Consider the following 25,471-nt stretch of genomic DNA (forward strand, 5'->3'; position numbering starts at 1 on the left):
CTCGAACCGGCAAAGGTACTATAGTTTTTTGGTTGTGGGTAATGTGGGCGGAATTACAGGCTTTTTCAGCAGTTGAACAATAAAATATATCACAAAAATAACCTGCGTCAAAACCAGGCCAAAGGCTGTTAGCTCTCGCAGCCTGTCGTAGAATATTAATTTATCTATCTGACTATCTGAGTAACCGGCGGGTGAACCGCCGCCAAAAAATCCGCTTCCCCACGAGATACCGAAAAACAAAACGGTAAGTATTATATACGCTGCAGCAAATTTTGTATGTACAAACTGGTGCCGGCGCCTAATGAGTTTAAACAAAAAAAATACAATGAGCAGCCATGCCAGGAACCAGCCGGTAATAATATTATTATTCATTACATAGTAGGTATCGCATAACTGTATATCGGTAGTTGTATCACCATATTTTGAAATACTGCAAAATATTAAAACCAAAATGGGTAAAAGCAACCAGTTCTCAATCTTTTTCATACTAATCAAATATAACCGCGTAATAATACTTCACTGCATTTAATTCTACAAGTAGTTTTTATTATATTTATAAAATATGATATATCAATTTACCTGTTTACCTCTTTTAAACCTTCTTCCCAATAACCCGTCTGAAAAACCAAATCAATTGAATGAAAATGAAGCATCTTTTACCCGGAGTGCTTTTTCTTTTAACTACAAGCACCTTAAAAGTTAACGCCCAGGACCAAACACCCGACACTACCTCTTTACCCGGCGACAATTTTAGCCTGCAAGGCGCCCTCGACCTGTTTAAAAAAGCCGGCTCTCCCGAAGAATTTGAAAAATTGCTCAACATAGAAGATAGTAAAGTAAATAACCTCGACCTCAACGAAGACGGCAACACCGACTATATTAAGGTGGTGAGCAAACGGGAGAACGACGTGCAGATCTTTGTACTGCAGGCCCTGGTGTCTGAAACCGAAAGCCAGGACATAGCCGTTATTGAACTGGAAAAAACGGGTCCTGAAAACGCCGTTATAGAGATCGTTGGCGATGGAGATATTTTTGGTGAAGAAACCATTGTTGAGCCCGAAGAAAACGATGGAAATGCCTTTAATGAAGGGTTCTCTATGATGGCCAAAGGACCGAACACCGACTATTCGGCCAATGGTATTGTTGTAAACGTTTGGGGCTGGCCTTGTGTTCGTTACGTATACGCCCCTTCCTATGTAATATGGGTGTCGCCCTTTAGCTGGCGTGCACGCCCGGTTTGGTACCGCCCCTGGCGCCCAATGGCCTACACGGTTTACCGCCCGTTCAGGTACCGCTACCGCGCACATTATGCAGTAGTTACCACCCGCCGGGTAGTAGTAGCGCCCCGTATTTACCATCCCATGCGTGTTACTTCTGTAACGGTAAGTAACCGCCATCGCGTGGCTGTAAATAATTACCGCGTTACCCGTAAAACAACCACTGTAAGGGGACCGCGCGGCAGAAAATTCACCCGTACTACTACAACAGTAAGAAGACGTAGAAGATAAAGTCAATGTGCTAATGAGATAATGTGCTAATGTGCTGTTTTTACTGTCTTTTCATTAGCATATTAGCACATTAGCTAATTATCACATTAGTATTTGAATATCCAAGGTATAGTTACAAAGTCCTGCCAATATGGTGGGACTTTTTCGCATTCTGCCTTTCCATTAGCATATTAGCACATTATCAAATTAGCTAATTTTGTTTTTATTAACATCTACGGTAGCACACCGGGCGTATATAGTGTGTTCTTTTAAATAACAATACAATGATACAACTGTTAAAACTACATGGCATGAAGCTGTTCTTTACCGGTGCACTGGTAACCCTGGCTACCCTGGTGTCCTGTGCTCAAAAACAAAAAGTAAAAAAGGATATAAGTAAGAATATGACAACAAACACAAATGGTTCTGTAAACACCGCTACCGATACTGCCACCTTTGGCACCGGTTGCTTTTGGTGTACTGAAGCTATCTTTCAGCAATTGGAAGGTGTTGTTTCGGCAACGTCGGGTTATAGCGGCGGACATGTAAACAACCCAACTTACAAAGAAGTATGTACCGGCACTACCGGTCATGCCGAAGTATTACAAGTGGTATACGATCCTTCAAAGATCACCTTTGATGAGCTGCTTGAAGTATTCTGGCAAACACATGACCCAACTACGCTCAACCGCCAGGGTAATGATGTTGGCCCCCAATACCGCAGCGTGGTATTTTATCACAACAACGAACAAAAAGAGAAAGCCGAAAAATACAAAGCTGAATTAGATAAAAGCGGCGCATTTAACAATCCGATCGTAACTGAAATTTCGCCCTTTACTAAATTCTATGCGGCAGAAGATTATCACCAGGATTATTACAATCTGAATGGGGCGGAGCCTTATTGTAACATTGTAATTCGTCCTAAGGTAGAGAAGTTTAAGAAGGTGTTTAAGAGTAAACTGAAACACTAGTTGACAGGTTAACACGTTGACAAGTTGACAAGGGATACAACCTTGTTAACTTGTCAACGTGTTAACTATTTATCTAAGTATGTATGTCTTAACTCAAGTAAGTTAAGCCCGTTAGCATGGAAATTTTTCACATTAGGACGTACTAATCTAATCACCTCATCGTACCACAATGGTACTACGGGCGCATCGTCGATCACCATCTGGTCCATTTGCTGGTATAATTTGTAACGCAGGCTATCGTTCTCGGTTACCATGGCCTTATCGTACAGGGCATCGAACTGCGGATTATTATAACGGGTATAATTAGGCGGGGCCGGATTGTTTCCATAAAAAACGCTCAGGTAATTCTCCGCTTCGGGAAAATCGGCGATCCAGCTTCCTCTAAAGAACAAGGCTTCCGATTTGGCAGTATGCTCCAGCAACAGGCTTTTAGGTATCACATCTACCTGAACTTTTATTCCCACCTCCTCTAACTGCCGGGCAATAAAGCTGGCAATGTCGCTGTAAATAGGAATGGTAAGCAACTTTATTTCTGGCAGTCCTTCCCCATCGGGAAAACCGGCCATCCTCAACAATTCCCTGGCACGTACGGGGTCGTACTTATAGCCTTTTACAACACTGCTATCGAATGAAGGCAGCCCGGCCGGAATAAACCCGCTTTCTGCCGGCATACCTTTGGAATTGTACAGGTACATGATCATCTTGCGCCTGTCGAACCCGCAATTAATAGCCTGCCGTATTTGTTTTATTCGTAATGGCGAATTTTGCAACAGCGGATTGTCTTTATCCATTAAGATACCAAGGTATTCGGTATTCAGGTAGCTGTGTTTTGAAAGTATGATCTTACCCTGCCAGTCTTTACGCAACTGTCCTTTTTTTGTAAGGATCTCATCTTTAAAGGAAGGATCGATATCGTTGATGAAATCGAGTTTACCCTGTTGAAATAACAGGAACTCGGTGGCCTTGCTGTCGTAAAAAGTGATCTTTAACCCATCGAGGTAAGGCAACCTTTTACCAGTGCTGTCATGCTCAAAATAGTTCTCATTCTTTTGTAATATCATCGCCTGCCCTTCTTCCCAGGCCCTGAATTTGAACGGACCCGTACCGCAGGGATGACTGCGAAAATCAGCGCCATATTTTGCCACTACTTCTTTGGGTACTATTGAGCAGTATTGCATGCTCAGCAGTCCTAAAATGGGTGCAAACGGTACTTTTAAGGTCAATTGAAAAGTAGAATCGTCCAGTGCTTTAAAGCCGTGGTCGTCGTCAACACGGTCGTTGAAGATCCAGGCGCCGCTGCTGGCGGTAGTGGGGTCAATAATGCGGTTAAAGCTGTATTCTACATCAAAAGCGGTTAGGCGGCGGCCTTTTCCCTGCGGAAAAGCTTCGTTATCGTGAAAGAAAACACCGGGGCGTAAATGAAACGTATATACTTTGCGGTCAGCCGATACATCCCAGCTGTAGGCCAGCGAAGGAACGATCATAAGGTTATCATCGGTTTCAACCAGCGTGTTGTACAACTGGTGTACCGCCCAAATGATGCTTTGGTTTTTGGCGCCAGCCGGGTCGAGGGTGGCAATACCGGTGGCCTCATTATAGTGGAACACCTGTTTATTACCGCTGGTACGACTGCCACATGCACTGAACAAAATAGCGCCGAAAAAGACCGCAAAAAATATAACTTTAACTTTCATACATGAATACAAATGTGAAATTTAGCAAATTATACAACGTACCGCTAATACCCACATTTGCGTATTTGCTAATTTAAATCATACATTGTGATCCTAACAAAACAATTCACTATACATACCATGCCCCGCAAATTTTCATTTCTCATTTTAAATTTCTCATTTCTCATTTTTATAGCGTCTTCCTGTGCCGCGCAACCGTTGAGCGATAAAAAACAGTTCACGCATCAGGATACATTACGCGGCACCATTACGCCTGAGCGGGCCTGGTGGAACGTTTTACGGTACGATATACAGGTTACCCCCGATTATACTACCAAAACCATTCAGGGCAAAAACCGCATTACCATATCGGTGCTAAAGGCAGGGGAGAAACTACAGCTCGACCTGCAGGAACCTATGATCATCGATGAAGTGAACCTGGTAAGCCTGGTGGCAAAAAACAGCAATATGAGAAACCTGGCCGTTCAGCATGATGGAAATGCCTGGTTTGTTACCATACCACAGGTACCGGTAAAATCGGAGCAAACGCTTGAAGTGATCTATCATGGTAAACCCCGCGAAGCCGTTCGCGCCCCCTGGGATGGCGGTTGGATCTGGGGCAAGGATAGCAAGGGCCGTCCCTGGATGACCGTGGCCTGCCAGGGCCTGGGCGCCAGTGTTTGGTACCCCTGTAAAGATCACCAGAGCGATGAGCCCGATAACGGCGCCAGCCTTAGCATTACCGTACCCGATACACTGGTTGCTGTAGGTAATGGCCGGTTGGAAAATAAAACCACCGATAACGGAACCGCCACTTATACCTGGCAGGTTAAAAACCCCATCAATAACTATAATATCATTCCATACATTGGTAAATATGTAACCTGGCACGAAGATTTTGCCGGTGAAAAGGGCAAACTGGATTGCGATTACTGGGTGCTTGACTATGACCTGCCAAAAGCCCAAAAGCAGTTCACCCAGGTACCTAAAATGCTTAAATGTTTTGAGTACTGGTTTGGCCCCTACCCTTTTTATGAAGACAGCTATAAACTGGTTGAAACCCCGCACCTGGGTATGGAACACCAAAGCGCGGTGGCCTATGGCAACGGTTTTCAAAATGGCTACCTGGGCCGCGACCTTTCCTCGAGCGGCTGGGGCAAAAAATGGGATTTTATCATTGTGCATGAAAGCGGCCACGAATGGTTTGCCAACAACATTACCACCAATGATATTGCCGATATGTGGGTGCATGAAGGCTTTACCAATTATTCCGAAACGCTGTTCACCACGTGTGAATACGGCGTAGAAGCCGGCAATGATTATTGTGTAGGCACCCGTGCATTGATCCAAAACGATATTCCCATTATTGGCCACTATGGCGTGAACCAGGAAGGCAGCGGTGATATGTATTACAAAGGCGGTAACCTGTTGCACACCATCAGACAGATCATCAACAACGATTCTACCTTCCGCGCCATTTTACGCGGACTGAACAAAACCTATTATCATAAAACTGTTACCACAAAAGAAGTGGAAGAGTATATGAGCCGCCAGTCGGGCATCGATCTTTCGAAAGTATTTGATCAATATCTTCGCACCACGCAAATACCGGTGCTTGAATATTCAATAAAAGGCAAGGACCTGCGTTTCAGGTTCACCAATTGCGTAAAAGGATTTGCAATGCCGGTTAAAGTGAAGCTGGGCAATGAAGAAAAATGGATCCGCGCTAACCAGGAATGGACCATTATCTCAGGCAATAATACAGGTAACTTTACGGTTGATAAGAATTTTTATATAACAGCGAAGAAAGTGAGCTAAATGAGTATAAGGCGGCAAAGTATTATTTCGTCCATTTTTGTGTATATCGGATTTGCGCTGGGCCTGTTGAATACATACCTGTATACAAGAGGATTTTCTACAGAGCAATACGGGCTTATACAGGCTTTTCAGGCTTTTGCCACCCTTATGTTCTCGTTCTCGAATGTTGGTATTACTTATTACATCTACAAATTTTACCCTTACTATAACGACAACCTGCCGCCGAACAAGAACGACATGATAACGCTGGCGCTGGTAACCAGCATGACAGCTTTTATGTTCGTTGTTATTAGCGGCATAGTATTCAAAGACTTTGTAATTCTTAAATATTCGGCCAACTCACCCGAGGTCATTTATTATTACAACTGGCTTTTCCCTTTTGGATTTGGGTTGTCGGTATTTTCGATACTCGAAGCATTTGCCTGGCAGTTACGCAAATCGGTGCTCACTAATTTTCTAAAGGAAGTTCTGCTCAGGCTTTTTGCCACCATCCTTATTGTGCTTTTATTCCTGAAGGTCATAAAAGACTTTGATCTGTTCATTAAAATATATGCATTCACCTACATCGCCATAGCACTTTCGCTGCTGGGGTATTTGATTGCCACCAAGAAGATCCACCTTACTTTTACCAGAAGCCGCGTTACTAAAAAGTTCTTTAAGAAAATTGTGGGCGCCGTGTTCTTTATTTGGTTTGGAACCCTGGTGTTCAACATAGCGGGGGTGTTCGATACGCTGGTGATAGCCGCAGTGTTAAAAAACGGGATGGCCAATGCAGGTGTTTATTCACTGGCGCAAAATATGTCGAGCCTGGTATTTGCCCCGCAACGCGCTATTGTTTCGGCCGCCATTCCCATACTGGCGCAGGGGTGGAAAGATAAGGACTACGACAAGATCAATCGCATTTACCAGCGCAGCAGTATCAACCAGCTCATATTTGCCACAGCCATTTTTTTATTGATATGGATGAACTTTACCGATGGCGTAATTACCTTTCATTTAAAACCTGATTATCTGGATGCCCGTATTATTTTTCTGTTCATTGGTATTACCAAGGTAATTGATATGGGAACCGGTGTAAATGCACAGATCATTGGCACCAGCACTTTCTGGAAAGTGGAATTCATAAGCGGCATTGTATTATTGCTGCTCACCATTCCATTGAATTATATTCTCACCAAAAATTTTCAAACCACTGGTACAGCCGTTGCCGGTCTTATTTCCATTACCATTTACAATTGCATCCGGTACTTTTTCCTGTGGAAAAAGTTCAACATGCAACCGTTTACGATAAAATCGCTGTATACGCTTCTCTTAGGCGCAGGCTGTTATTTCATTTGCTATTTGTTGTTTAGAAATTTTCAGGGCCTGGGTTACATCTTCCTTCGCAGCATTGTGTTCATTACTTTGTTTGCTACAGGTGTTTTGTATCTGAAACTTTCGCCCGATGTATTACCTGTATGGGATACAATTAAGAAGCGTCTTCGTATAGAAAAATAGGAAATAAAAATTAACCTGTATTGTCTATCAACTCAGTCAGATTAACAGTTTAATCGTCTTTTAGTCACTTAATATTTCCCCAATAGCATTCACACATTTTTAACAATAATTGTCAGTTACACCCCATTAAGTGTAAAAAAATCATTTAACGCAATCGATTGTTGTAATCGATTGCAAGTCGAAACAGTGCGTTTTTAAATAGAAACCTTTAGTGGCAATTTATGCTTTAGTCTATTTTTTACTATAACAATGCCTTCGTTGATCGAATCGCCTGTTTTGCGTCGTTACTTTGATCCAGCATTAGCACAGCAAGCAATGCCGGAGTTCTTGGTAAAGTTGGTACCCAATGAAAATTAGATAAGTACTTTTTGGAAAGCCCGGTCCGTAGCGAAAAATCCGTTTTTAGTTCGTATCCCTTTTGAACTCTGTTTGTCTAATATCCTTTTGTTCATCATTAACATTCCTTTTTATGAGCAGCTTGTCATTAACGATCAACCCGACACCAGTAGTTACCGAAACCCTCAGTTCATTTACCCCAGCCGTATCTCTTCACAAACTTGTTGACCAGCTTATGCTGAGTTTTATTCCGCTGGCAGTTAATAAGAAAAGTTTTATTGTAAATGACGTTAATGAAGCATTTGAGCTTCATGCCGATAAACAAGTGTTAGCCTTTATTATAGGCAACCTGTTGAACAACGCCATTTCAAGCTCATGCCACGTTTGCATTAGAATTGAAGCGGTAAAGCAACCCAAAGGCATTCAGATCCGCGTTAAGAATAATGGCGCTAATTTTTACAGCACCGTAGCCCATGGTTTTTCTGAAGTATTAGCTGCTGCCCGCAGTGTGGGTGGAAGTATCAATATCTATAACCAGAAGCACGAAGGAACGGTTATTACGCTCTCAATGGCGGCGTAATAAGTAATTGCATGACTCGCGAATTACCATCGTGAAACGTGAAACGGCAAACGTGAAAGTAGAAAAGTGTAATTCCCTATAAGAAGATCCAATACCTTTTGAAGCAACCCCTTAAACCCCTGAACTTTTACTGTAATCAATAAATTATTCTGAAAAACTCGAACCGGAGACCTGTTACTTTGTAACAGGTTTCTTTCGTTATAGAACTCTCCCCCCACCTACAAACCTGGCTTTGTAGTAATCTTCATCCAGATCGCTGATCATAACCCCGCTGCTGGTGGCGGCATGAACAAATTTATTATTGCAGAGGTAAACGCCTACGTGGGTAATACCGCCCCGGCTGCCGTTGGTTTTAAAGAACACCAGGTCGCCCTGTTTTAATTTCTTCTTTTTTACCTTGGTTTCGCATTGTTTGTACTGATCGGCCGAGCTGCGGGTGAGCGTAATATCGTAATAAGAGCTCATAAAGGCTTTGGCAAAACCACTGCAATCGACCCCGTCGCGGGTTTGGCCGCCATATTTGTATTTTGTTCCATACCAGCTTTCGATCAGTTCGAGCAATTTGTTGTCGTTGATGGTCTCAACCGGCATATCGAGCAAAATGGCATATTTGAATTGTAATGGCGCACTAAGCTCAATACCAATGGCTTTGGTGCTTTTTTTGTTCGAAAGGTCTTTTATGGTATTCTCCTCATCGGGGGTAAGTGCGGCCAGCTTTTGGGTGGGGCTGGTTACTCTTTTGCTTTTGGTGGTAGTGGTGGAGGAACCGCTTTTAGCGCTTTTCTTCTTTTTATCCTGGGTAAGGTCGTCTTCGCCTTCTTCGTCTTCTTCTTCGGCACCGGCAACAATATGGTCCAAAAATTCGGGTCCATCGAGGGGGAACACAGCCGTATCGGCCGCTGCCCTGCCAGGGAACGGATGATTTGCTGCCGCCGGAAGGGCATGCATCATCAGGACGGATATAATGATAATCAGATACTTCACAGGCCTGGAAATTTAATTAGCTGTCCACCGTCAACGCCGTTTTGGCACTAACTATTGCCAGCAAGGCTGTAAAAATAGCAAATACATTGCCAGTAATGCATTAATTCCACATTAGAAGAATGCCATCAATTTTGGTAATATTTTATTCACAAACCCTGTTCATAAAATTTTCTCCGCTTCACTATTGATTAAAGAACTTTATATCACAATTTCGTGTTTTTATTGGATGGAGTTTATTATTGGAAATGAGGACATTAAGTGAATAAATCAAAACCCCGGTCTTTAAGAAACCGAAGTAAGAAATAAGAAGTACGAAGTGCGAGGTCTGAGGACCGAAAAAGACAGGGAGAAGAGAAGTCAACCTCTTCTTACTTCTTACCTCCTGCTTCTTACTTCATCCAGCCAACAACAGAAAACAATCAACTAATCAAACATATTCATTAGAAGGAACACATGTGTAAATTCTCTCATCTTCACGTTCATACGCAGTTTTCGTTGCTCGATGGCGCGGCATCTATACCAGCATTGTATAAAAAAGCCATCAAGGACGGTATGCCCGCCCTTGCCATTACCGACCACGGTAATATGTTTGGCGCCTTTGAATTTGTGGCCGAAGCATATAAACACAAAAATGAAGATGGCAGCCTGAAAGTAAAACCCATTGTAGGTTGCGAATTTTATGTGGTGGAAGACCGCACCCGCAAAGTGTTCTCAAAAGAAGTAAAAGACGAACGCTACCACCAGGTACTGCTGGCAAAGAATAAAACGGGTTACCAAAACCTGGTTAAATTAACCAGTCTTGGTTATATAGAAGGTATGTACAGCAAATACCCCCGTATTGATAAAAAACTCATTGAACAATATAAAGAAGGGTTAATTGCTACCACCTGCTGTATTGGCGCCTATGTGCCGCAAACCATTTTGCACGATGGGGAAGAAAAAGCCGAGGAAGAATTCAAATACTGGCTCGATCTGTTTGGCGAAGACTATTTCATAGAAATACAACGCCACAACATAAAAGAGCAGGAGATCATTAACCAAACCCTGCTGAAGTTCTCAAAAAAATACAACGTACCTGTTATTGCAACCAATGACAGTCACTATACCGATCAGGACGATTACAACGCCCACGACATCCTGTTATGTATAAACACCGGCGAAAAGAAAAGCACGCCGGGCTTCGATGATTTTGTAAACGACGACACCGCAGTTAAAGACCGCCGCTTCAAATTTCCCAACGACCAGTTTTACTTAAAAACGCAGGAGGAAATGAAGAAGCTGTTCAGCGATATTCCCGAAAGCATCGATAATACCAATATGATCGTTGACCGGGTTGAACTGCTGAACCTGAAAAAAGACATTCTTCTTCCGGCCTTCCCATTGCCCAAAGAGTTTCAGCTTACCGAAGACAGTAACCTTAACCAGTGGGAATATCTGAAGCACCTTACCTACGAAGGCGCCAAAGAACGCTACATTGATATTACACCTGAAATACAGGAGCGCCTCGACTTTGAACTGTTCACCATCAAAACCATGGGTTTTGCCGGTTACTTTCTTATTGTGAGCGATTTCATTAAAGTAGGGCGGCAACGGGGCGTATTCATTGGACCGGGCCGTGGTTCGGCGGCAGGTAGTGCCGTGGCCTATTGCACCGGCATCACCAATATTGACCCCATTAAATACAACCTGCTGTTTGAGCGCTTTTTGAACCCCGACCGTAAGTCGATGCCGGATATTGATACGGACTTCGATGATGAAGGCCGCCAAAAAGTAATTGATTATGTAGTTGAAAAATATGGTACCAACCAGGTGGCGCAGATCATTACCTATGGTACCATGGCCGCCAAAAGTAGTATTAAAGACGTGGCCCGTGTGCTCGATCTGCCATTGGTTGAATCGAACGCCCTGGCTAAAATGGTGCCCGAAAAACCGGGTATTGAATTAGGCCGGGTATTGCATGCGCCACTGAATGCCAAGGAAGGCGAAAAATCGCTGGAAGAAAAAGAAGGCATTGGCCCCGATGAAATAGAGATCATTAAAAAGCTTCGTGAAATATACAACGGCCAGGGCCTTACCGCCACCGTTCTTCACGAAGCAGAAAGGCTCGAAGGTTCGGTACGTAACACCGGTATCCACGCTGCGGGTATCATCATTGCCCCCAGAGACCTTACCGATCTTATTCCGGTGAGTACCGCCAAGGACTCAAGCCTGTGGGTTACCCAGTTTGAAGGTAGTATCATTGAAGATGCCGGCGTTATCAAGATGGACTTCCTGGGTCTTAAGACCCTTACCATCATCAAGAACGCCCTGCGCATGATCAAGGAAAACCATGGTATTGACCTTGACATTGAAACCATACCACTCGACGATCCCAAAACATTTGAATTATACCAAAGAGCTGAAACCGTTGGTACGTTCCAGTTCGAAAGTCCGGGGATGCAAAAATACCTGCGCGATCTTAAGGCCGACCAGTTTGCCGACCTTATTGCCATGAACGCCTTGTACCGCCCGGGTCCGCTTGCATACATTCCCAACTTTATTGATCGTAAACATGGCCGTGAGCCCATTACCTATGACCTTCCCGAAATGGAGGAATACCTGCAGGAGTCGTATGGTATTACCGTATATCAGGAGCAGGTGATGTTGCTGGCGCAAAAGCTGGCCGGGTTTAGTAAAGGAGATGCCGACGTACTGCGTAAGGCGATGGGTAAAAAGCAAAAAGCGGTACTTGACAAAATGAAGGCCCAGTTCGTAAAAGGCGCTTCTGAAAAAGGCCACCCGGTTGATAAACTTGAAAAGATCTGGACCGACTGGGAAGCGTTTGCCCAATACGCCTTCAACAAATCGCACTCTACCTGTTACGCTTATGTGGCGTATCAAACAGCCTACTTAAAAGCCCACTACCCCAGTGAGTACATGGCCGCGGTATTAAACAACGCCGGTAACATAGAAAAGATCACCTTCTTTATGGAAGAGTGTAAACGTATGGGCCTGGAATGTCATGGCCCCGATGTAAATGAATCGAAAAAAGGTTTCTCGGTAAATAAGAAAGGGCACATACGTTTTGGTTTGGGCGGGTTGAAAGGTGTGGGTGAAGCTGCAGTGGAAAGCCTTATTGAAGAACGCGAAAAGAACGGCCCTTATCAATCTGTTTTCGATATGATAAAACGGGTGAACCAGCGTACCGTGAACAAGAAAACCCTGGAAAGTTTGGTGTACGCCGGCGCTTTCGATTGCTTTACCGATCTGCACCGCGCCCAGTACTTCTTTACACCACCGAATGATACCAGTACCGGTCTTGAAAAGATCGTACGTTTTGGCAACGTTTACCAGGCACAGAACGTAAATACCAGCAATACGCTTTTTGGCGGACTTACCGAGGTAATGGAAATACCGCCACCCAAAATACCACCGTGCGAGGTATGGCCGCTTACCGAATTGCTGAACTACGAAAAAGAGGTTACCGGTATGTTCATGAGCGGTCACCCGCTCGATAACTTCCGGTTCGAAATGAAACATTACGGCATTACCACCCTGGCCGAGTTCAATGAAATTAAAGACACTCTGGCATTGCAGGCCAATCCCGGCCGCAGCTTCCGCCTTGCCGGCCTGGTTACCGATGCCCAGCACCGGGTTACCCGTACCGGCCGCCAGTTTGGTTCGTTCTGGATAGAGGATTACAGCGGTAAAAGCGAGTTTATGCTGTGGAGCGACGATTATATGCGCTTTACCAATTACCTCGAAAAAGGTAAAAACCTATTCCTAACCGGTGCATTTAAACCCCGTTTTAATAAAACCGAGTTTGAATTTAAAATAGAACGCATCAGTTTGTTGGAGGGTATTAAACAAAACCTCACCAAACAGGTTATAATAGATGTTGAAGCGCGGCATATCAGCGAAGACCTGATCCGTTTCTTTGAAAAGAACATGAAAACCTTCCCGGGCAGCTCATTGCTGAAGTTCAATATCAAGGACTATAAGGCTATGTGCAAGGTAAGTTTGCAAACACTGGAAGCGGGTATTCAAATGAATGACGAATTGGCTGCTTATTTACAGGGCCACCCCGAAATGGATGTACAGGTTGTCACCGCATAAGGCCATAAAACGCGTAAATTCAATAAGTTCTGTTAAAGGAATTATAAGGATACTGACAGGAAAGGTAATTTGATGGCGTGGCACAGAATTCGAAGAATAAGGCACAGGATATAAGGCATAAGGCACAAGAGAAAAGTCCTTACGCCTTGCACCTTGGACCTTAAACAATTAACTTTACACTTTTAAAATATATACTTTATGGCTTTAGAATTCACAGACACAAACTTCCAGGACAAAGTCCTCGACTCAGATAAATTAACAGTAGTAGATTTTTGGGCTGAGTGGTGTGGTCCTTGCCGTGCAATTGGGCCGGTTATTGAAGAATTATCGAAAGAATACGATGGTAAAGTGAATGTTGGTAAAGTGAACGTTGACCATAACCCACAGTTATCTATTAACTATGGCGTAACTTCTATCCCCGCTATCCTTTTCATTAAAGGTGGTAAAGTGGTAGATAAGCTGGTAGGCGCTCAACCTAAAAGCAACTTCGTTAAGAAGATTGAACAACACATCTAATTAACATCTTACTATAAATGTTCTGAAAGCCCTGACGGTGTACCGTTGGGGCTTTTTTAACACCATACTATAAAATCGGGCTGGTTCATATTCCCATCTTTACATATCTTACAAACTCATTTGTATAACCATTTAAAAATGTACATGAAAGCAGCTTCTTTTCTTTTGCATATAGCCGTTATTACAGCCGGCATTTTTATCATCAATGGTTTTAGAACGCCCGACATAAAAGAGATAAAAGGCGGTGGCGCTATTGAATTTACCGACGCCAATTTTGAAAGCAAAGCACTCAAATCGAATAAATTAACGGTGGTTGATTTTTGGGCAGAATGGTGCGGTCCATGCCGCAAAATAGGCCCGGTAGTGGAACAACTGGCCAAAGAATATAACGGCAAAGTGAACATTGGCAAAGTGAATGTTGATAAATGCCCCAACACTACCATTGAATATGGCGTTACTTCCATCCCTACCCTGTTGTTTATCAAAAACGGAAAGGTAGTTGACAAACTGATAGGCGGTCACCCCAAAAGCACTATAGAAAAGAAGATCAAAGCGCTTATGTAAACGAATAACTTATCAAGAGTATAAGGTGAGCCATCCCGGTTGCAATTGGGGTGGCTCACCTTTTTATATTCTGCGTTTAACCTACCGGTTACTTTAACTATCTTGCAGTACAATTAAATCCCAAACCTGGTACTGCCATGAAATCAATAATCTCCTTTGGCTTTTTGACCATTGTAGCTGCATTAATTATTGCCATAAGCTGTCAGAAGGCAGCAACCGGCGACCTCACAACAACACCACCACCAACCGGTGGCGGCGGCGAACAAAAAGAGTTTGTAATAGCCAGCATAGCCGGCCGCATTCTCGATGATAACAAACAACCCGTAAGCGGCGCTCTTGTAAAGGCCGGCTCACTGACCGCCACATCCGATATCGATGGAAAATTTCGTATAACCAATGTTAGTCTCGATAAGCACGCAGGCTTAATTAAAGTAGAAAAGGACGGCTTTTTTCAGGGCAGCCGTACCATTATCGTAAATGCCAATGCGGTTAATAACGTTTCAATAGAACTTATTAAAAAGAAAGTGTCGGGTACCGTTAGTGGCAGCACTGGTGGTAACATTACCGTACAGGGCGGCGGTAACATTGTATTTGGCGGCAACAGCTTTGTAAATACAGCCGGCAACGCGGCTTATACCGGAACCGTTTCGGTAAGCACATTCTTTTTAAACCCTACCGCTCCCAACTTCAATGAAATTATGCCCGGCGCCTTACGTGGTATTACAGCCGCTAATGAAGAAACCGGTTTACAATCATTTGGTATGATGGCGGTGGAGCTTACCGGCGCCGGTGGTGAAAAACTGCAACTGGCCACAGGTAAAACAGCTACACTTACCTTCCCCATTCCTGCTGAGTTATTGAAAGATGCTCCACTCACCATTCCTTTATGGAGCTTTAACGATACTACCGGTTTATGGAAAGAAGAAGGCACTGCCACCAAACTGGGTAACAACTATGTAGGTACAGTAACCCACTTCTCTTTTTGGAATTGCGATTACCCCTATGGCGTGGTTAACTTTAATGCCATCGTAAAAGACCAGAACGGAAATATATTTGCCAACGGCCGTGTGGTTATAAGCGTTACTACCGATAAGTACACAACCTACGGCTCTGGTATTACCGATTCAACAGGCTGGGTAGGTGGTTTAATACCTAAAGGCAAAGTATTGCAGTTAACCATTTACAACAAATGTAATACGGTGGTACTCACAAAAGATATTGGTCCTTTCAGTTCAAACGCCGATCTGGGTACGTTAACAGTTAGCAATCCGGCCACGGGATCGGTTACCATCTCGGGTACGGTCACAAACTGTTCATTAGCTCCTGTTACCAATGGGTTTGTTGATATTTACCTCGACAGTATGCATACACATGCAGTTGTTACCAATGGTAGTTTTAATATAACCATTAGCCGTTGCAGCAGTGGGCCTGCCACCGCAACGGTACAGGCTTATGACCTGGGCGGTAACCAGAGCGGTACGGCTTCATCCTTACAAATAAACTCTGCTACAGTTAATGCAGGCTCGTTAAGCGCTTGCGGTACAACGCTTACCGAGTTCCTGAATTATACATTGAACAGTGTATCTAAAAGCTATATAGTGCCCGCTGACTCTGTTTTTTCTTCTAAAAACGGTAGCAGTTACACCATATATGCATTCCGTAAGGGCAGCGGCAGCGGCGACCAGGTTTACCTTAACTTTTCGGCCACCGCAACAGGCAGCGTTCCTTTAGGTTCGATATACATTGCAGAAAGTAATAAATACTGGTTCCCCCAAAGCTCCATAACGTTGAACCTTACCGAGTTTACAGCCGGCAGCGGCGGTTATATGGCTGGTAATTTTACCGGCACATTGACCGACTCCATTGCTACCGCACCGGTTAGTATGAGCTTTAGGGTGAAAAAACAATAAACCTCAAACGATTATAGCATACACCCCGCCCCTGGCGGGGTTTTCTTTTTTAAGGATCACTAAGCAATTTCCTTTAGCGATCTTTTTTCCTTCTTTACATCGCTTTTACATACAAGTAAGTTAATATATCTTTCGGCACCTTAAACTTTAAATTCATCATTCCATGAAAACGGTCCTTTCGTTTGGGTGCACTCTCCTGTTAGCATCCCTCCTCCTTTTTTTCAGTTGCCAAAAGTCGAACGATAGTGGTGCAGATGAACCGGATAATACAAACACAAACAAACCCATTGAATATGTTACAGCAGGTATTTCGGGCCATGTAACAGACGATAGTAACCTGCCGGTGAGCGGTGCTATAGTAAAGGCCGGTTCGGTAACAACTACCACCGATATTAATGGTGATTTCAGTATCAGCGCGGCCAGTTTGGATAAAAATGCCGGCTTTATTAAAGTTGATAAAAGCGATTATTTTCCTGGAAGCCGTACTATAACAGTGAATGCCGATGCACAGAATTATATAACCGTGCAATTGATTAAAAAGAAAGTATCGGGCACCGTTAGTGGGGCCACGGGTGGTAATATTACCGTACAGGGTGGTGGAAGCGTTGTTTTTACCGGCAACAGTTTTGTAAACACAGCGGGTAACGTCGCATATACCGGAACCGTGTCGGTAAGCACATCTTTTTTAAACCCTATCGCCGCCAACTTCACTGAAATTATGCCCGGTACATTGCGTGGTATTACAACCACTAATGAGGAAACCGGTTTGCAGTCGTTTGGGATGATGGCAGTTGAGCTTACCGGCGCCAGCGGCGAAAAGTTACAGTTGGCCGCAGGAAAGACAGCCACCCTTACCTTCCCTATAGCCCCGGAATTGCTGGCCGATGCACCGGCTACTATTCCTTTATGGAGCTTTAACGATACCACCGGTTTGTGGAAAGAAGAAGGCATTGCCACCAAACAGGGTAACAATTATGTTGGTACCGTGGGGCATTTCTCATTCTGGAATTGCGATTACCCGTATGGTGTGGTTGATTTTCAAGCCCGGTTTAAAGATGAGAACGGAAAGCCACTTTATAAGGCAAGGGTAATGCTGAATACAAAAGGCGACACCATTTCTTCTTTTGGTGGCGGTTACACAGACAGCACCGGTTGGGTAGGTGGTAAAGTACCCAAAAACAAAGTTTTGCAGGTGAGAGTATATGGAAAATGTAACACGCCTATATACGTAAAAGAAATTGGACCATTCAATAGTGCAGCCGACTGGGGCACCTTGTCAATTGTCACCGGCGCCCCAACCTTTGTCAGCTTTTCCGGCCAGGTTGTTAACTGCAATGGCAACGATATAACCAATGGCTTTGCAGATATATACCTTGATAATGTTCACTACCGTACGCTTATTAAAACTGGTAAATTGAGTTTCGGTGTAAGCCGTTGCAACAACCTCTATACAACGGCTGTTATAACGCCGTACGATATAGCTACCAATCAATCGGGAACACCTGTTACGGTTGCAGTTTCATCAGGTGTTGTTAACGTGGGAAAAATAGAAGCCTGCGGCAATTCAATAAGCCAATACCTAAACTATACCCTAGGTATTTATAATACCACCTCCTATGCGCTACCTGCCGACTCAATTACCAAAAGTGTAAGCAGTAATAAATATACCATTTGGGCCCTGCGAAAAAGCAATAACGACTATGTTGGCTTATCATTCACAGCCAGCGATACCGGCACTGTGCCAGTAACGTCTTTAAACATTGGGCAGGGAAAAACTTATTATTCGAAAGATGGAACTATGAACCTAAAGATAACCGAATTTGGCGCCGCAGGCAGCGGCTACATCAGCGGTAGTTTTGCAGGTAATGTTAAAGATAGTTCTTCTTCAATGCCAATAAATGGCAACTTCAGGATCAAAAGATAAAAACACATCTCTTTATAAAAAAAGCGTCCCGACGAGTCGGGACGCTTTTTTTATTTTTATGTAAGCTTTTTTAGTGCCCCACAACCAACTCACCGGTTTCTTTATGTTTATACTTAAATACCAATGGGAATATAATACCCAGCAACAATGCATAACCGGCAAAACTGAACCAAATGGCCTGCCAGTCTTTTTCTCCGTTAACAGTGAAATGATCTACCACAAGGCCACTGAGGTAATTTCCCAGAAACGCCCCTATACCATTGGTCATTAACATAAACAACCCCTGCGCACTTGCCCTGATCCTGATATCGGCTTCCCTTTCAACAAACAATGATCCGGAAATATTGAAGAAATCGAACGCCATTCCATAAACGATCATTGAAAGAATAAGCAACCACAGCCCACTGCCGGGATCACCAATGGCAAACAGGGCAAAACGAAATACCCAGGCAAAGATGCTCATCAACATTACCTGTTTAATACCAAACCTTCTTAAAAAGAAAGGAATGGTAAGAATGAACAGCGTTTCGGAGATCTGCGAAATAGAAATTAACACATTAGAATGCTTTACGCCAAAAGCGTCGGGATAGCTTTTACTAAAATCGGTAAGAAAGGAAGAACCGAAGGTATTCGTTATCTGTAACGCAGCGCCCAGCAACATGGCAAAAAGGAAAAAGATGATCATCTTCTTTCTTTTAAACAACACAAAAGCATCGAGCCCCAGGGAGCTGGCCAGGCTTTTCTTTACAGCCGATTTAACAGGCGGGCAACCGGGCATGGTAAAAGCATACACTCCCAGCAGCAGCCCTGCCCCGGCGCTGATGTACAACTGCAACGGGCTTAAATTAAAACCACACAGGTCAACCATCCACATGGCGGCAATAAAGCCAATGGTGCCCCATACTCTTATAGGCGGAAAATCTTTTACTATGTTAAGTCCCTTTTTTTCCAGCACGATATATGATACGGTGTTATTTAACCCAATGGTAGGCATAAACATAAATGAATTGAGCAACATGATCATATAAAGGGTGGGATAATCGGTTACCCTGGAAGCCCACAATAATAACAAGGCCCCTATAATATGGGCAATACCAAATACCCTTTCAGCATTCAACCAACGGTCAGCCACAATACCAAACAAGGCAGGTGTAAAAATAGAGGCAATACCCATGGTGCCGTAAATACTACCCACCTGTCCGCCGGTAAAATGCAGCACGTTCGACATATACGCGCCAAGGGAAATAAGCCATGATCCCCAAACAAAGAACTCCAGGAAGTTCATAATAATAAGACGAAACCTGATACTCAATGTATTTTCTTTTTTATTGATAAAAGTTTAAGAATATGGGAAGATAATTAATTAAGATACAAGAAACAAGGTTCAGGCATTCATATCCGTTGGCTTTGCCCGCACTGACCTTAATCAAGTGCAGGTTTCGCGTTTTCCCGTAACTTTACACCCGATTTTTTGTTACAAGTAAGAAAGGACGAGAAAATCCCTATCAAATGAGTACTAACATTCAGCAGGTTATAGCAGCAGAACAAGACCCGGCCCTCCGCATTATTGGCGAAAAAATAGTAAACAAGCAACGTATTTCTCCCGAAGATGGATTGTTATTATTTGAAAAAGGCAGTCTGCCGTATGTAGGCGCCCTGGCCAATTTTGTTCGTGAGCGGCTCCATGGCGATACTACCTATTTCAACAGGAATTTTCATATAGAACCCACCAACGTGTGTGTGTTTGCCTGTGCCTTTTGCTCATATTCGCGCCTGTATGCACACCGCGAAGAAGGCTGGGAACTAACCACCGATCAAATGCTCGACATAGTAAAAAGCTATGATGGCAAACCGGTTACCGAAGTGCATATTGTTGGCGGCGTTCACCCCAAACTGAACCTTGAATTCTTTGCCGATCTGCTGCGCAAAATAAAAGCGCACCGGCCCGAACTGCATATCAAAGGCTTTACACCCGTTGAGCTCGATTATATGTTCCGCAAGGCAAAGAAAACCGCTGCAGAAGGTATGAAGTACCTGCATGAAGCCGGTCTTGATTCATTACCCGGTGGTGGCGCCGAGATCTTTGCCCCCGAAATAAGGGAAAAGATCTGTGCCGATAAGGTGGATGCCGAAGGCTGGCTGGGCATTCATGAAGCTGCACACAACTTAGGCATGCATAGCAATGCCACCATGCTGTATGGTCATATTGAAGCCTTCAAACACCGCATAGATCACATGGAGCGCCTGCGCAAGTTGCAGGATAAAACCGGCGGGTTCAACACCTTTATTCCGCTGAAATTCCGCAATAAACAAAATGACATGAGCAATGTGCCTGAGTCGAGTGTGATTGAAGATATGCGTATGTATGCCATTGCCAGGTTGTATATGGATAACTTTCCGCACCTGAAAGCCTATTGGCCAATGCTGGGCAGACATAATGCACAGCTTACTTTATCGTTTGGTGTAAATGATATCGATGGCACCATCGACGACAGTACTAAAATATATTCAATGGCCGGTAGTGAAGAACAAAACCCGGCTATGAGTACAGCCCAACTGGTTACACTAATTAAGCAGGCCCATAGAAAACCGGTTGAACGCGATACGCTGTATAACGTATTACACGATTACAGTGATTTGGATATTGCGCAGATAGATGTGAATCCGAATATGAATTAAGAAAAAGTTGACGAGTTGACGAGTTAACAAGTTGACAAGTAATACAAGGAGGCCCGGTAACTGATAATCAGTTACCGGGCTTTTACGTTTCACGTTTGCCGTTTGCCGTTTCACGACTGTACACTCGCGATGCTTGCCGTCTTTTCAGCATTCCGGAAGACTTAACGGTATATGCACCGCCAATCCGCCTTCAGCAGTTTCTTTATATTTATGGCTCATATCAATGGCCGTGTCCCACATGGTTTTGATAACGGTATCGAGCGATACCTTGGCAAAATCGGGCGTGCTTTGTTGCGCCAGTTGCGATGCAGTAATGGCTTTTATAGCACCCATGGTATTTCTTTCAATACAGGGTATTTGAACAAGCCCCCCAATAGGATCGCAGGTTAAACCCAGGTGATGCTCCATAGCAATTTCAGCAGCCATAAGGGTTTGGCGTTGACTGCCACCCAATACTTCGGTTAGCCCCGCAGCGGCCATGGCCGACGACACGCCAATTTCAGCCTGGCACCCGCCCATAGCGGCAGAGATGGTAGCGCCCTTTTTAAAGATGCTGCCTATTTCAGAAGCAGTAAGCATGAACTGTATGATCTTGTCATTATTATATCCGTCGCAAAACACCACCAGGTAATGTAATACGGCGGGAATAACCCCAGCCGCTCCATTGGTTGGCGCCGTTACCACCCGGCCAAAAGAAGCATTTTCTTCATTGATGGACAGGGCAAAACAACTCACCCAGTCGAGAATGTATTTAAAATCGTTTCCGCCGGCACGAATGGCCTTTATCCAAGAGTCATAATCGTTATAAGTTTTGCCCTGCAAAAGTTTTTTATTAAGGTCTGCGGCCCTGCGTTTTACCTGTAAGCCGCCGGGCAACACACCCTGGCTATGGCATCCCCGGTACATACACTCCTTCATCACCTGCCATATTTTTAATACACCCTGGCGGGTAGAATCTTCATTGCGCCAGCTGTTCTCGTTCTCCATTACCACTTCGCTAATGCTTAAACCGGTTTTACGGCACCAGTGCAACAGATCATCGGCAGTATCAACCGGGAAGGGTAATTGTACCGATGCGGCTGCGGCCGCCTTTTCATTTTCCTGCTGAACAAACCCACCGCCAACAGAATAGTAGGTTGCGGCATGCTGTTCGCCATTCACCAGCGTGATGGCAAAAGTCAATGCATTGGGATGATAGGGCAGCGATTCGGTGAACAGGAATTCAACATCCCGGGCAGGGTCGAAATCAATTTGATGTTTGCCATGTAACAATAGCTTTTTGGTGTCGCGAATGCGCCGTACTTTTTCATCGAGCAGTTCTACCTCACAGGTTACGGGGTCTTCTCCACTAAGGCCCATGAGCACGGCCAGATCGGTACCGTGGCCCTTGCCGGTTTTTGCAAGCGAACCATATAGCAGTACCTGCAGGCCGGTTACCTGTAAAAGCTGGTGCTTTTGTTCTAGGGATTGTAAAAATAGCTGGGCGGCACGCCAGGGGCCAAGGGTATGGGAGCTGGATGGACCTACACCTATCTTGAAGATGTCAAATACGGAAATTGCTTCGTGTGGCAAATTGTATACATTTTTGCAAATGTATGAAGAACGGGTGTTAGTTTATAGTTAAGCTAATAAAATGAAGTAAGTGCAACATCAAACACCAGGATAGAATTGGCCGGAATGATCACTTTTCCGCTTTCGTCCTTTATTTCTTTGGAGCCATAGGCGAGGGTGGGCGGAATGTACAACCTCATATAGCCGCCTTTTCTAATAAGAAGAAGGCCCTTTCGTAATCCTTCGATAGAAGAACCGAGGGTAAATGCCGTACTTTTTTGCTCAAAAACGGTACCACTGATAAGTTTGCCGGTATAGGTTAAAGATACCTGCGAACAAAGGTTAGGCGAACCATCGCCCTCCCCTGCATTAACGATCTCATAATACAATCCGCTTGAATCTTTTGAAGCAGAAGTAATATTATTAGTAGTAAGATATGATTGTACGGCCTGTTGCTCGCTCGCCGGCGCTACAATATTTTGCTCATTGTAACCGCAACCCGAGTCTTTTTTACAGCTATAAAAAAGGACAAAGCACAGAAAACCCCAAACAAGATTTCTCATTAGAAATTGATTTGTTTATGATTACCCCAGGTACTGTTTAAGAGACAATGATTTATAGAAGATTGCTGCATTCTTTAGGGTCACAGACAGGTTGTGTTAATTGGCAAAAATCAATAACTGCTCAGCCTGCATTTTTATTGTCTATTGCTCGTTACCTTGTTGCCTTGCAGCTTCTTCCTGCTCCTGCTCCTGCGCCTTCAGCTCAAGATAATGCTGCTCCCGCTGGTCCCACTGATGGCGTTTGTAAAATAAAGCCACAAATACAGCAATACATATTATAGCAATTATTAGTACGACCGGACTGCTCTGGCTATTGGCCTCCATATTGGCGCGCTGGTACCAGAATTTACCGGAAAACAATATAATTAATACGGGAATTGCAAACAGCATTCCTATAGGAAGCCCCAGTAATAGTTGTTTATTGATCTTTTTTTCCCGTAACCGGTTCTCCTCCCAGTACTTCAAAAACGCCTTTTGTGTTTCAGTAAGCATGCCTAATAAATTAATCCACAAACAAATAAACTTCCAGCAAAAGTAATAACTTACCTTGTAGTGTATTGTGGTACAGTCAAATAAATACTTAACTTACACCAAAAATCCTTAATCTCTTGAAAATTTCTGTTTTAGTAGCGCAATATTTTTACCAGAATAAGAGACTGAACTTACCTGGTATAGGAACCTTTTACCTTGATATTGCTTTAGATGTACAAAATATAGATAAAGGCTCGCGTGATCTGCTTGACCACATCTCTTATGCTCAAAAAAGCATTACCAAGCCCGATGAAGAACTGATTGATTTTATCAGAAAGCACACCGGCAAGATAAGGCCATTGGCAGAGTCGGACCTGGAGACATTTGTAGCCGATGGCAAGCTGATGCTGAACATTGGCAAGCCCTTTCACATTGAAGGCATAGGCACTTTACAAAAGAACCGCGAAGGAGTATACGAGTTTACACCAGGCCAGCCTGTTGTACAACGCCTTGAGTCGCCGCCCACATTAACGAATGCAGACCACCTGGAAGACAGGCCCAAAAAGAAATCGGTTTTTGATGAAGATCCCAATGAAGCAAGAAATTCGCAGATCCGCCGTATTGCCATCATCATGGGCGTTATAGTTGGTATTGGCATCATTGTATGGGGTGGTTACAGCCTCTTCTCTTCAAAAGTAAAAGATCGCAAAACAGAAACAGCCGCTTCTTCTGGTAATGCTGAGGATACACAACAACAAACATCAGAATACCTGTCGAACCTGAATGATCCTAAAAAAGCGCTGGAGAATGTTATCAATAAAGACAGTGTATTACTTAATGATGTAAATGGCGCAGATACTACAAAAGCAACCACTGTTTCAGGTGCACCAGCCGCTACCGCTACAGCCCCTGTTGCCACCGGGCCTCAAAAAATGTATAAGTATGTACTGCAAACCACTAAGTCAAAAACAACAGCAATAGGTATGTTGAACCGGCTTAAACCTAAGGTGCAGCTCGAAACTACCGACTCTACTTTATTCAAAATTGTTATTTCTTTGCCGGGCACGCCGGCCGATACCACCCGTATAAAAGACTCGTTGCGTTATTGGTATTGGGGTGCCCGTGATAAGCAGATCATTATTGAATAGCAGCTACCTTAAAACCGGAAACTATTTCGGCCATAACAAAAAGCTAAAAGCCGAAAGCCTAAAGCTGAAAGCAAATACAGGAAGCCTGATTCAAAATGTATTGTATTGCTTTTCGCTTTTAGCCTTAGCCTTTAGGCAGCGACTTGTAAAGAAGAATTAAAAAATGAGTAATAGAACCGCTGAGTACTGGATAAATAAACTACAACTAACTACCCATATAGAAGGTGGTGCTTTCAGGGAAATATACCGGAGCCCGGTTATGGCGCCTTTGCAGGCACTTCCTTCTACGTTCGGGGGTGAACGAAACTTCTGCACCAGCATTTACTTCTTACTGCAACGGCAACAGTTCTCTGCTTTTCATAAAATAAAAAGCGATGAAGTATGGCATTTCTATTATGGCGATGCGTTGATCGTTTATGAAATAGATAAACAAGGCAGCCTGACAGAACACCGCCTGGGTTGCGACCCCGATAATAATGAAAGCTTTCAGTGTGTAATAGCCGCAGGCAACTGGTTTGCTGCACGGCTGGCGCCCGGTGGCGAATATGCATTAGTGGGATGCACCGTTTCCCCGGGTTTCGACTTTGCCGATTTTGAACTGGCGAAACAGGCAGAGCTTATGGCCTCCTACCCTGCGCATTCGCAACTAATAAAAGAACTGACAATAGCATAATTGAGTTAACTCGTGAACTCATAAAAAAGCC

The 25,471-nt window shown here is 43.9% G+C and carries 20 protein-coding genes; 13 read left to right on the forward strand and 7 right to left on the reverse strand.

The genetic code is table 11. The features are described 5' to 3' along the window. Window positions 1-18: 18 nt before the first annotated feature. Window positions 19-486 carry a hypothetical protein gene (locus tag GGD38_RS02665; RefSeq protein ID WP_375299576.1) on the reverse strand — a complete coding sequence of 156 codons (468 nt, stop codon included), beginning with the start codon at window positions 484-486 and terminating at the stop codon, window positions 19-21. A gap of 158 nt (window positions 487-644) precedes the next feature. Here GGD38_RS02665 and GGD38_RS02670 point away from each other — a divergent pair, with 158 nt between their 5' ends. After that, the gene (locus GGD38_RS02670) at window positions 645-1,508 is read left to right on the forward strand and encodes a hypothetical protein (RefSeq protein WP_375299575.1); all 864 of its coding nucleotides are present in this window, start codon (window positions 645-647) and stop codon (window positions 1,506-1,508) included. Window positions 1,509-1,771: 263 nt separating this feature from the next. Beyond that, window positions 1,772-2,458 carry a peptide-methionine (S)-S-oxide reductase MsrA gene (gene msrA / locus GGD38_RS02675; RefSeq protein WP_375299574.1) on the forward strand — a complete coding sequence of 229 codons (687 nt, stop codon included), beginning with the start codon at window positions 1,772-1,774 and terminating at the stop codon, window positions 2,456-2,458. A gap of 65 nt (window positions 2,459-2,523) precedes the next feature. Here the strand turns inward: msrA and GGD38_RS02680 are convergent, their stop codons facing one another. Then, window positions 2,524-4,152 carry an ABC transporter substrate-binding protein gene (locus GGD38_RS02680; RefSeq protein WP_375299573.1) on the reverse strand — a complete coding sequence of 543 codons (1,629 nt, stop codon included), beginning with the start codon at window positions 4,150-4,152 and terminating at the stop codon, window positions 2,524-2,526. An 87-nt stretch (window positions 4,153-4,239) separates the two neighbouring features. Here GGD38_RS02680 and GGD38_RS02685 point away from each other — a divergent pair, with 87 nt between their 5' ends. The 3 genes from GGD38_RS02685 to GGD38_RS02695 all read left to right on the forward strand — a co-directional run bounded on the left by GGD38_RS02685 (window position 4,240) and on the right by GGD38_RS02695 (window position 8,362). Further along, window positions 4,240-5,949 (forward strand): M1 family metallopeptidase, encoded by a 1,710-nt coding sequence (locus GGD38_RS02685; RefSeq protein ID WP_375299572.1) that lies wholly within the window; start codon window positions 4,240-4,242, stop codon window positions 5,947-5,949. Next, the gene (locus GGD38_RS02690; RefSeq protein WP_375299571.1) at window positions 5,950-7,446 is read left to right on the forward strand and encodes a lipopolysaccharide biosynthesis protein; all 1,497 of its coding nucleotides are present in this window, start codon (window positions 5,950-5,952) and stop codon (window positions 7,444-7,446) included. It begins immediately after the preceding gene. Window positions 7,447-7,915: 469 nt separating this feature from the next. After that, on the forward strand, window positions 7,916-8,362 hold the full coding sequence (locus tag GGD38_RS02695) for a sensor histidine kinase (protein WP_375299570.1): 447 nt from the start codon (window positions 7,916-7,918) through the stop codon (window positions 8,360-8,362). A 198-nt stretch (window positions 8,363-8,560) separates the two neighbouring features. Here GGD38_RS02695 and GGD38_RS02700 read toward each other — a convergent pair whose 3' ends face one another. Further along, window positions 8,561-9,346 (reverse strand): C40 family peptidase, encoded by a 786-nt coding sequence (locus GGD38_RS02700; protein ID WP_375299569.1) that lies wholly within the window; start codon window positions 9,344-9,346, stop codon window positions 8,561-8,563. 453 nt (window positions 9,347-9,799) lie between these two features. On the opposite strand from GGD38_RS02700, the gene dnaE reads away from it, so the two are divergent. From dnaE to GGD38_RS02725, 5 genes are all read left to right on the forward strand, one after another. Further along, complete coding sequence (gene dnaE / locus GGD38_RS02705) at window positions 9,800-13,441, forward strand: DNA polymerase III subunit alpha (protein ID WP_375299568.1); 3,642 nt, start codon at window positions 9,800-9,802, stop codon at window positions 13,439-13,441. 198 nt (window positions 13,442-13,639) lie between these two features. Continuing rightward, window positions 13,640-13,957: a thioredoxin gene (gene trxA / locus GGD38_RS02710; RefSeq protein ID WP_205513397.1), complete on the forward strand. Its 318-nt coding sequence runs from the start codon at window positions 13,640-13,642 to the stop codon at window positions 13,955-13,957. Window positions 13,958-14,095: 138 nt separating this feature from the next. Then, entirely contained in the window at window positions 14,096-14,521 is a 426-nt protein-coding gene (trxA, locus tag GGD38_RS02715; RefSeq protein WP_375299567.1) for a thioredoxin, read from the forward strand. Window positions 14,522-14,658: 137 nt separating this feature from the next. After that, window positions 14,659-16,431, forward strand: a complete 1,773-nt coding sequence (locus GGD38_RS02720; RefSeq protein ID WP_375299566.1) for a carboxypeptidase-like regulatory domain-containing protein — start codon at window positions 14,659-14,661, stop codon at window positions 16,429-16,431. Between the two features lie 163 nt (window positions 16,432-16,594). Continuing rightward, window positions 16,595-18,355 carry a hypothetical protein gene (locus GGD38_RS02725; protein WP_375299565.1) on the forward strand — a complete coding sequence of 587 codons (1,761 nt, stop codon included), beginning with the start codon at window positions 16,595-16,597 and terminating at the stop codon, window positions 18,353-18,355. Between the two features lie 70 nt (window positions 18,356-18,425). Here the strand turns inward: GGD38_RS02725 and GGD38_RS02730 are convergent, their stop codons facing one another. Then, window positions 18,426-19,667 carry a nucleoside permease gene (locus GGD38_RS02730; protein WP_375299564.1) on the reverse strand — a complete coding sequence of 414 codons (1,242 nt, stop codon included), beginning with the start codon at window positions 19,665-19,667 and terminating at the stop codon, window positions 18,426-18,428. A gap of 197 nt (window positions 19,668-19,864) precedes the next feature. Here GGD38_RS02730 and mqnE point away from each other — a divergent pair, with 197 nt between their 5' ends. After that, on the forward strand, window positions 19,865-21,034 hold the full coding sequence (gene mqnE / locus GGD38_RS02735; RefSeq protein WP_375299563.1) for an aminofutalosine synthase MqnE: 1,170 nt from the start codon (window positions 19,865-19,867) through the stop codon (window positions 21,032-21,034). A gap of 144 nt (window positions 21,035-21,178) precedes the next feature. On the opposite strand, the gene GGD38_RS02740 is transcribed toward mqnE, so the two are convergent. The 3 genes from GGD38_RS02740 to GGD38_RS02750 all read right to left on the reverse strand — a co-directional run bounded on the left by GGD38_RS02740 (window position 21,179) and on the right by GGD38_RS02750 (window position 23,640). After that, window positions 21,179-22,606, reverse strand: a complete 1,428-nt coding sequence (locus GGD38_RS02740; RefSeq protein ID WP_375299562.1) for an L-serine ammonia-lyase — start codon at window positions 22,604-22,606, stop codon at window positions 21,179-21,181. Window positions 22,607-22,659: 53 nt separating this feature from the next. Continuing rightward, a complete protein-coding gene (locus GGD38_RS02745; RefSeq protein ID WP_375299561.1) occupies window positions 22,660-23,148 on the reverse strand; it encodes an FKBP-type peptidyl-prolyl cis-trans isomerase in 489 nt (162 codons plus the stop codon). A gap of 141 nt (window positions 23,149-23,289) precedes the next feature. Continuing rightward, complete coding sequence (locus GGD38_RS02750; RefSeq protein WP_375299560.1) at window positions 23,290-23,640, reverse strand: hypothetical protein; 351 nt, start codon at window positions 23,638-23,640, stop codon at window positions 23,290-23,292. Between the two features lie 116 nt (window positions 23,641-23,756). Between GGD38_RS02750 and GGD38_RS02755 the strand changes: the two genes are divergently transcribed. Further along, window positions 23,757-24,767, forward strand: a complete 1,011-nt coding sequence (locus GGD38_RS02755) for a hypothetical protein (protein ID WP_375299559.1) — start codon at window positions 23,757-23,759, stop codon at window positions 24,765-24,767. 163 nt (window positions 24,768-24,930) lie between these two features. Continuing rightward, window positions 24,931-25,440, forward strand: coding sequence for a cupin domain-containing protein (locus tag GGD38_RS02760; RefSeq protein ID WP_375299558.1), 510 nt, complete (start codon window positions 24,931-24,933; stop codon window positions 25,438-25,440). The last annotated feature ends 31 nt before the right edge of the window (window positions 25,441-25,471 follow it).

This window comes from Niastella sp. OAS944, from assembly GCA_024809215.1.
In the GTDB taxonomy this organism is placed as follows: Bacteria; Bacteroidota; Bacteroidia; order Chitinophagales; family Chitinophagaceae; genus Niastella.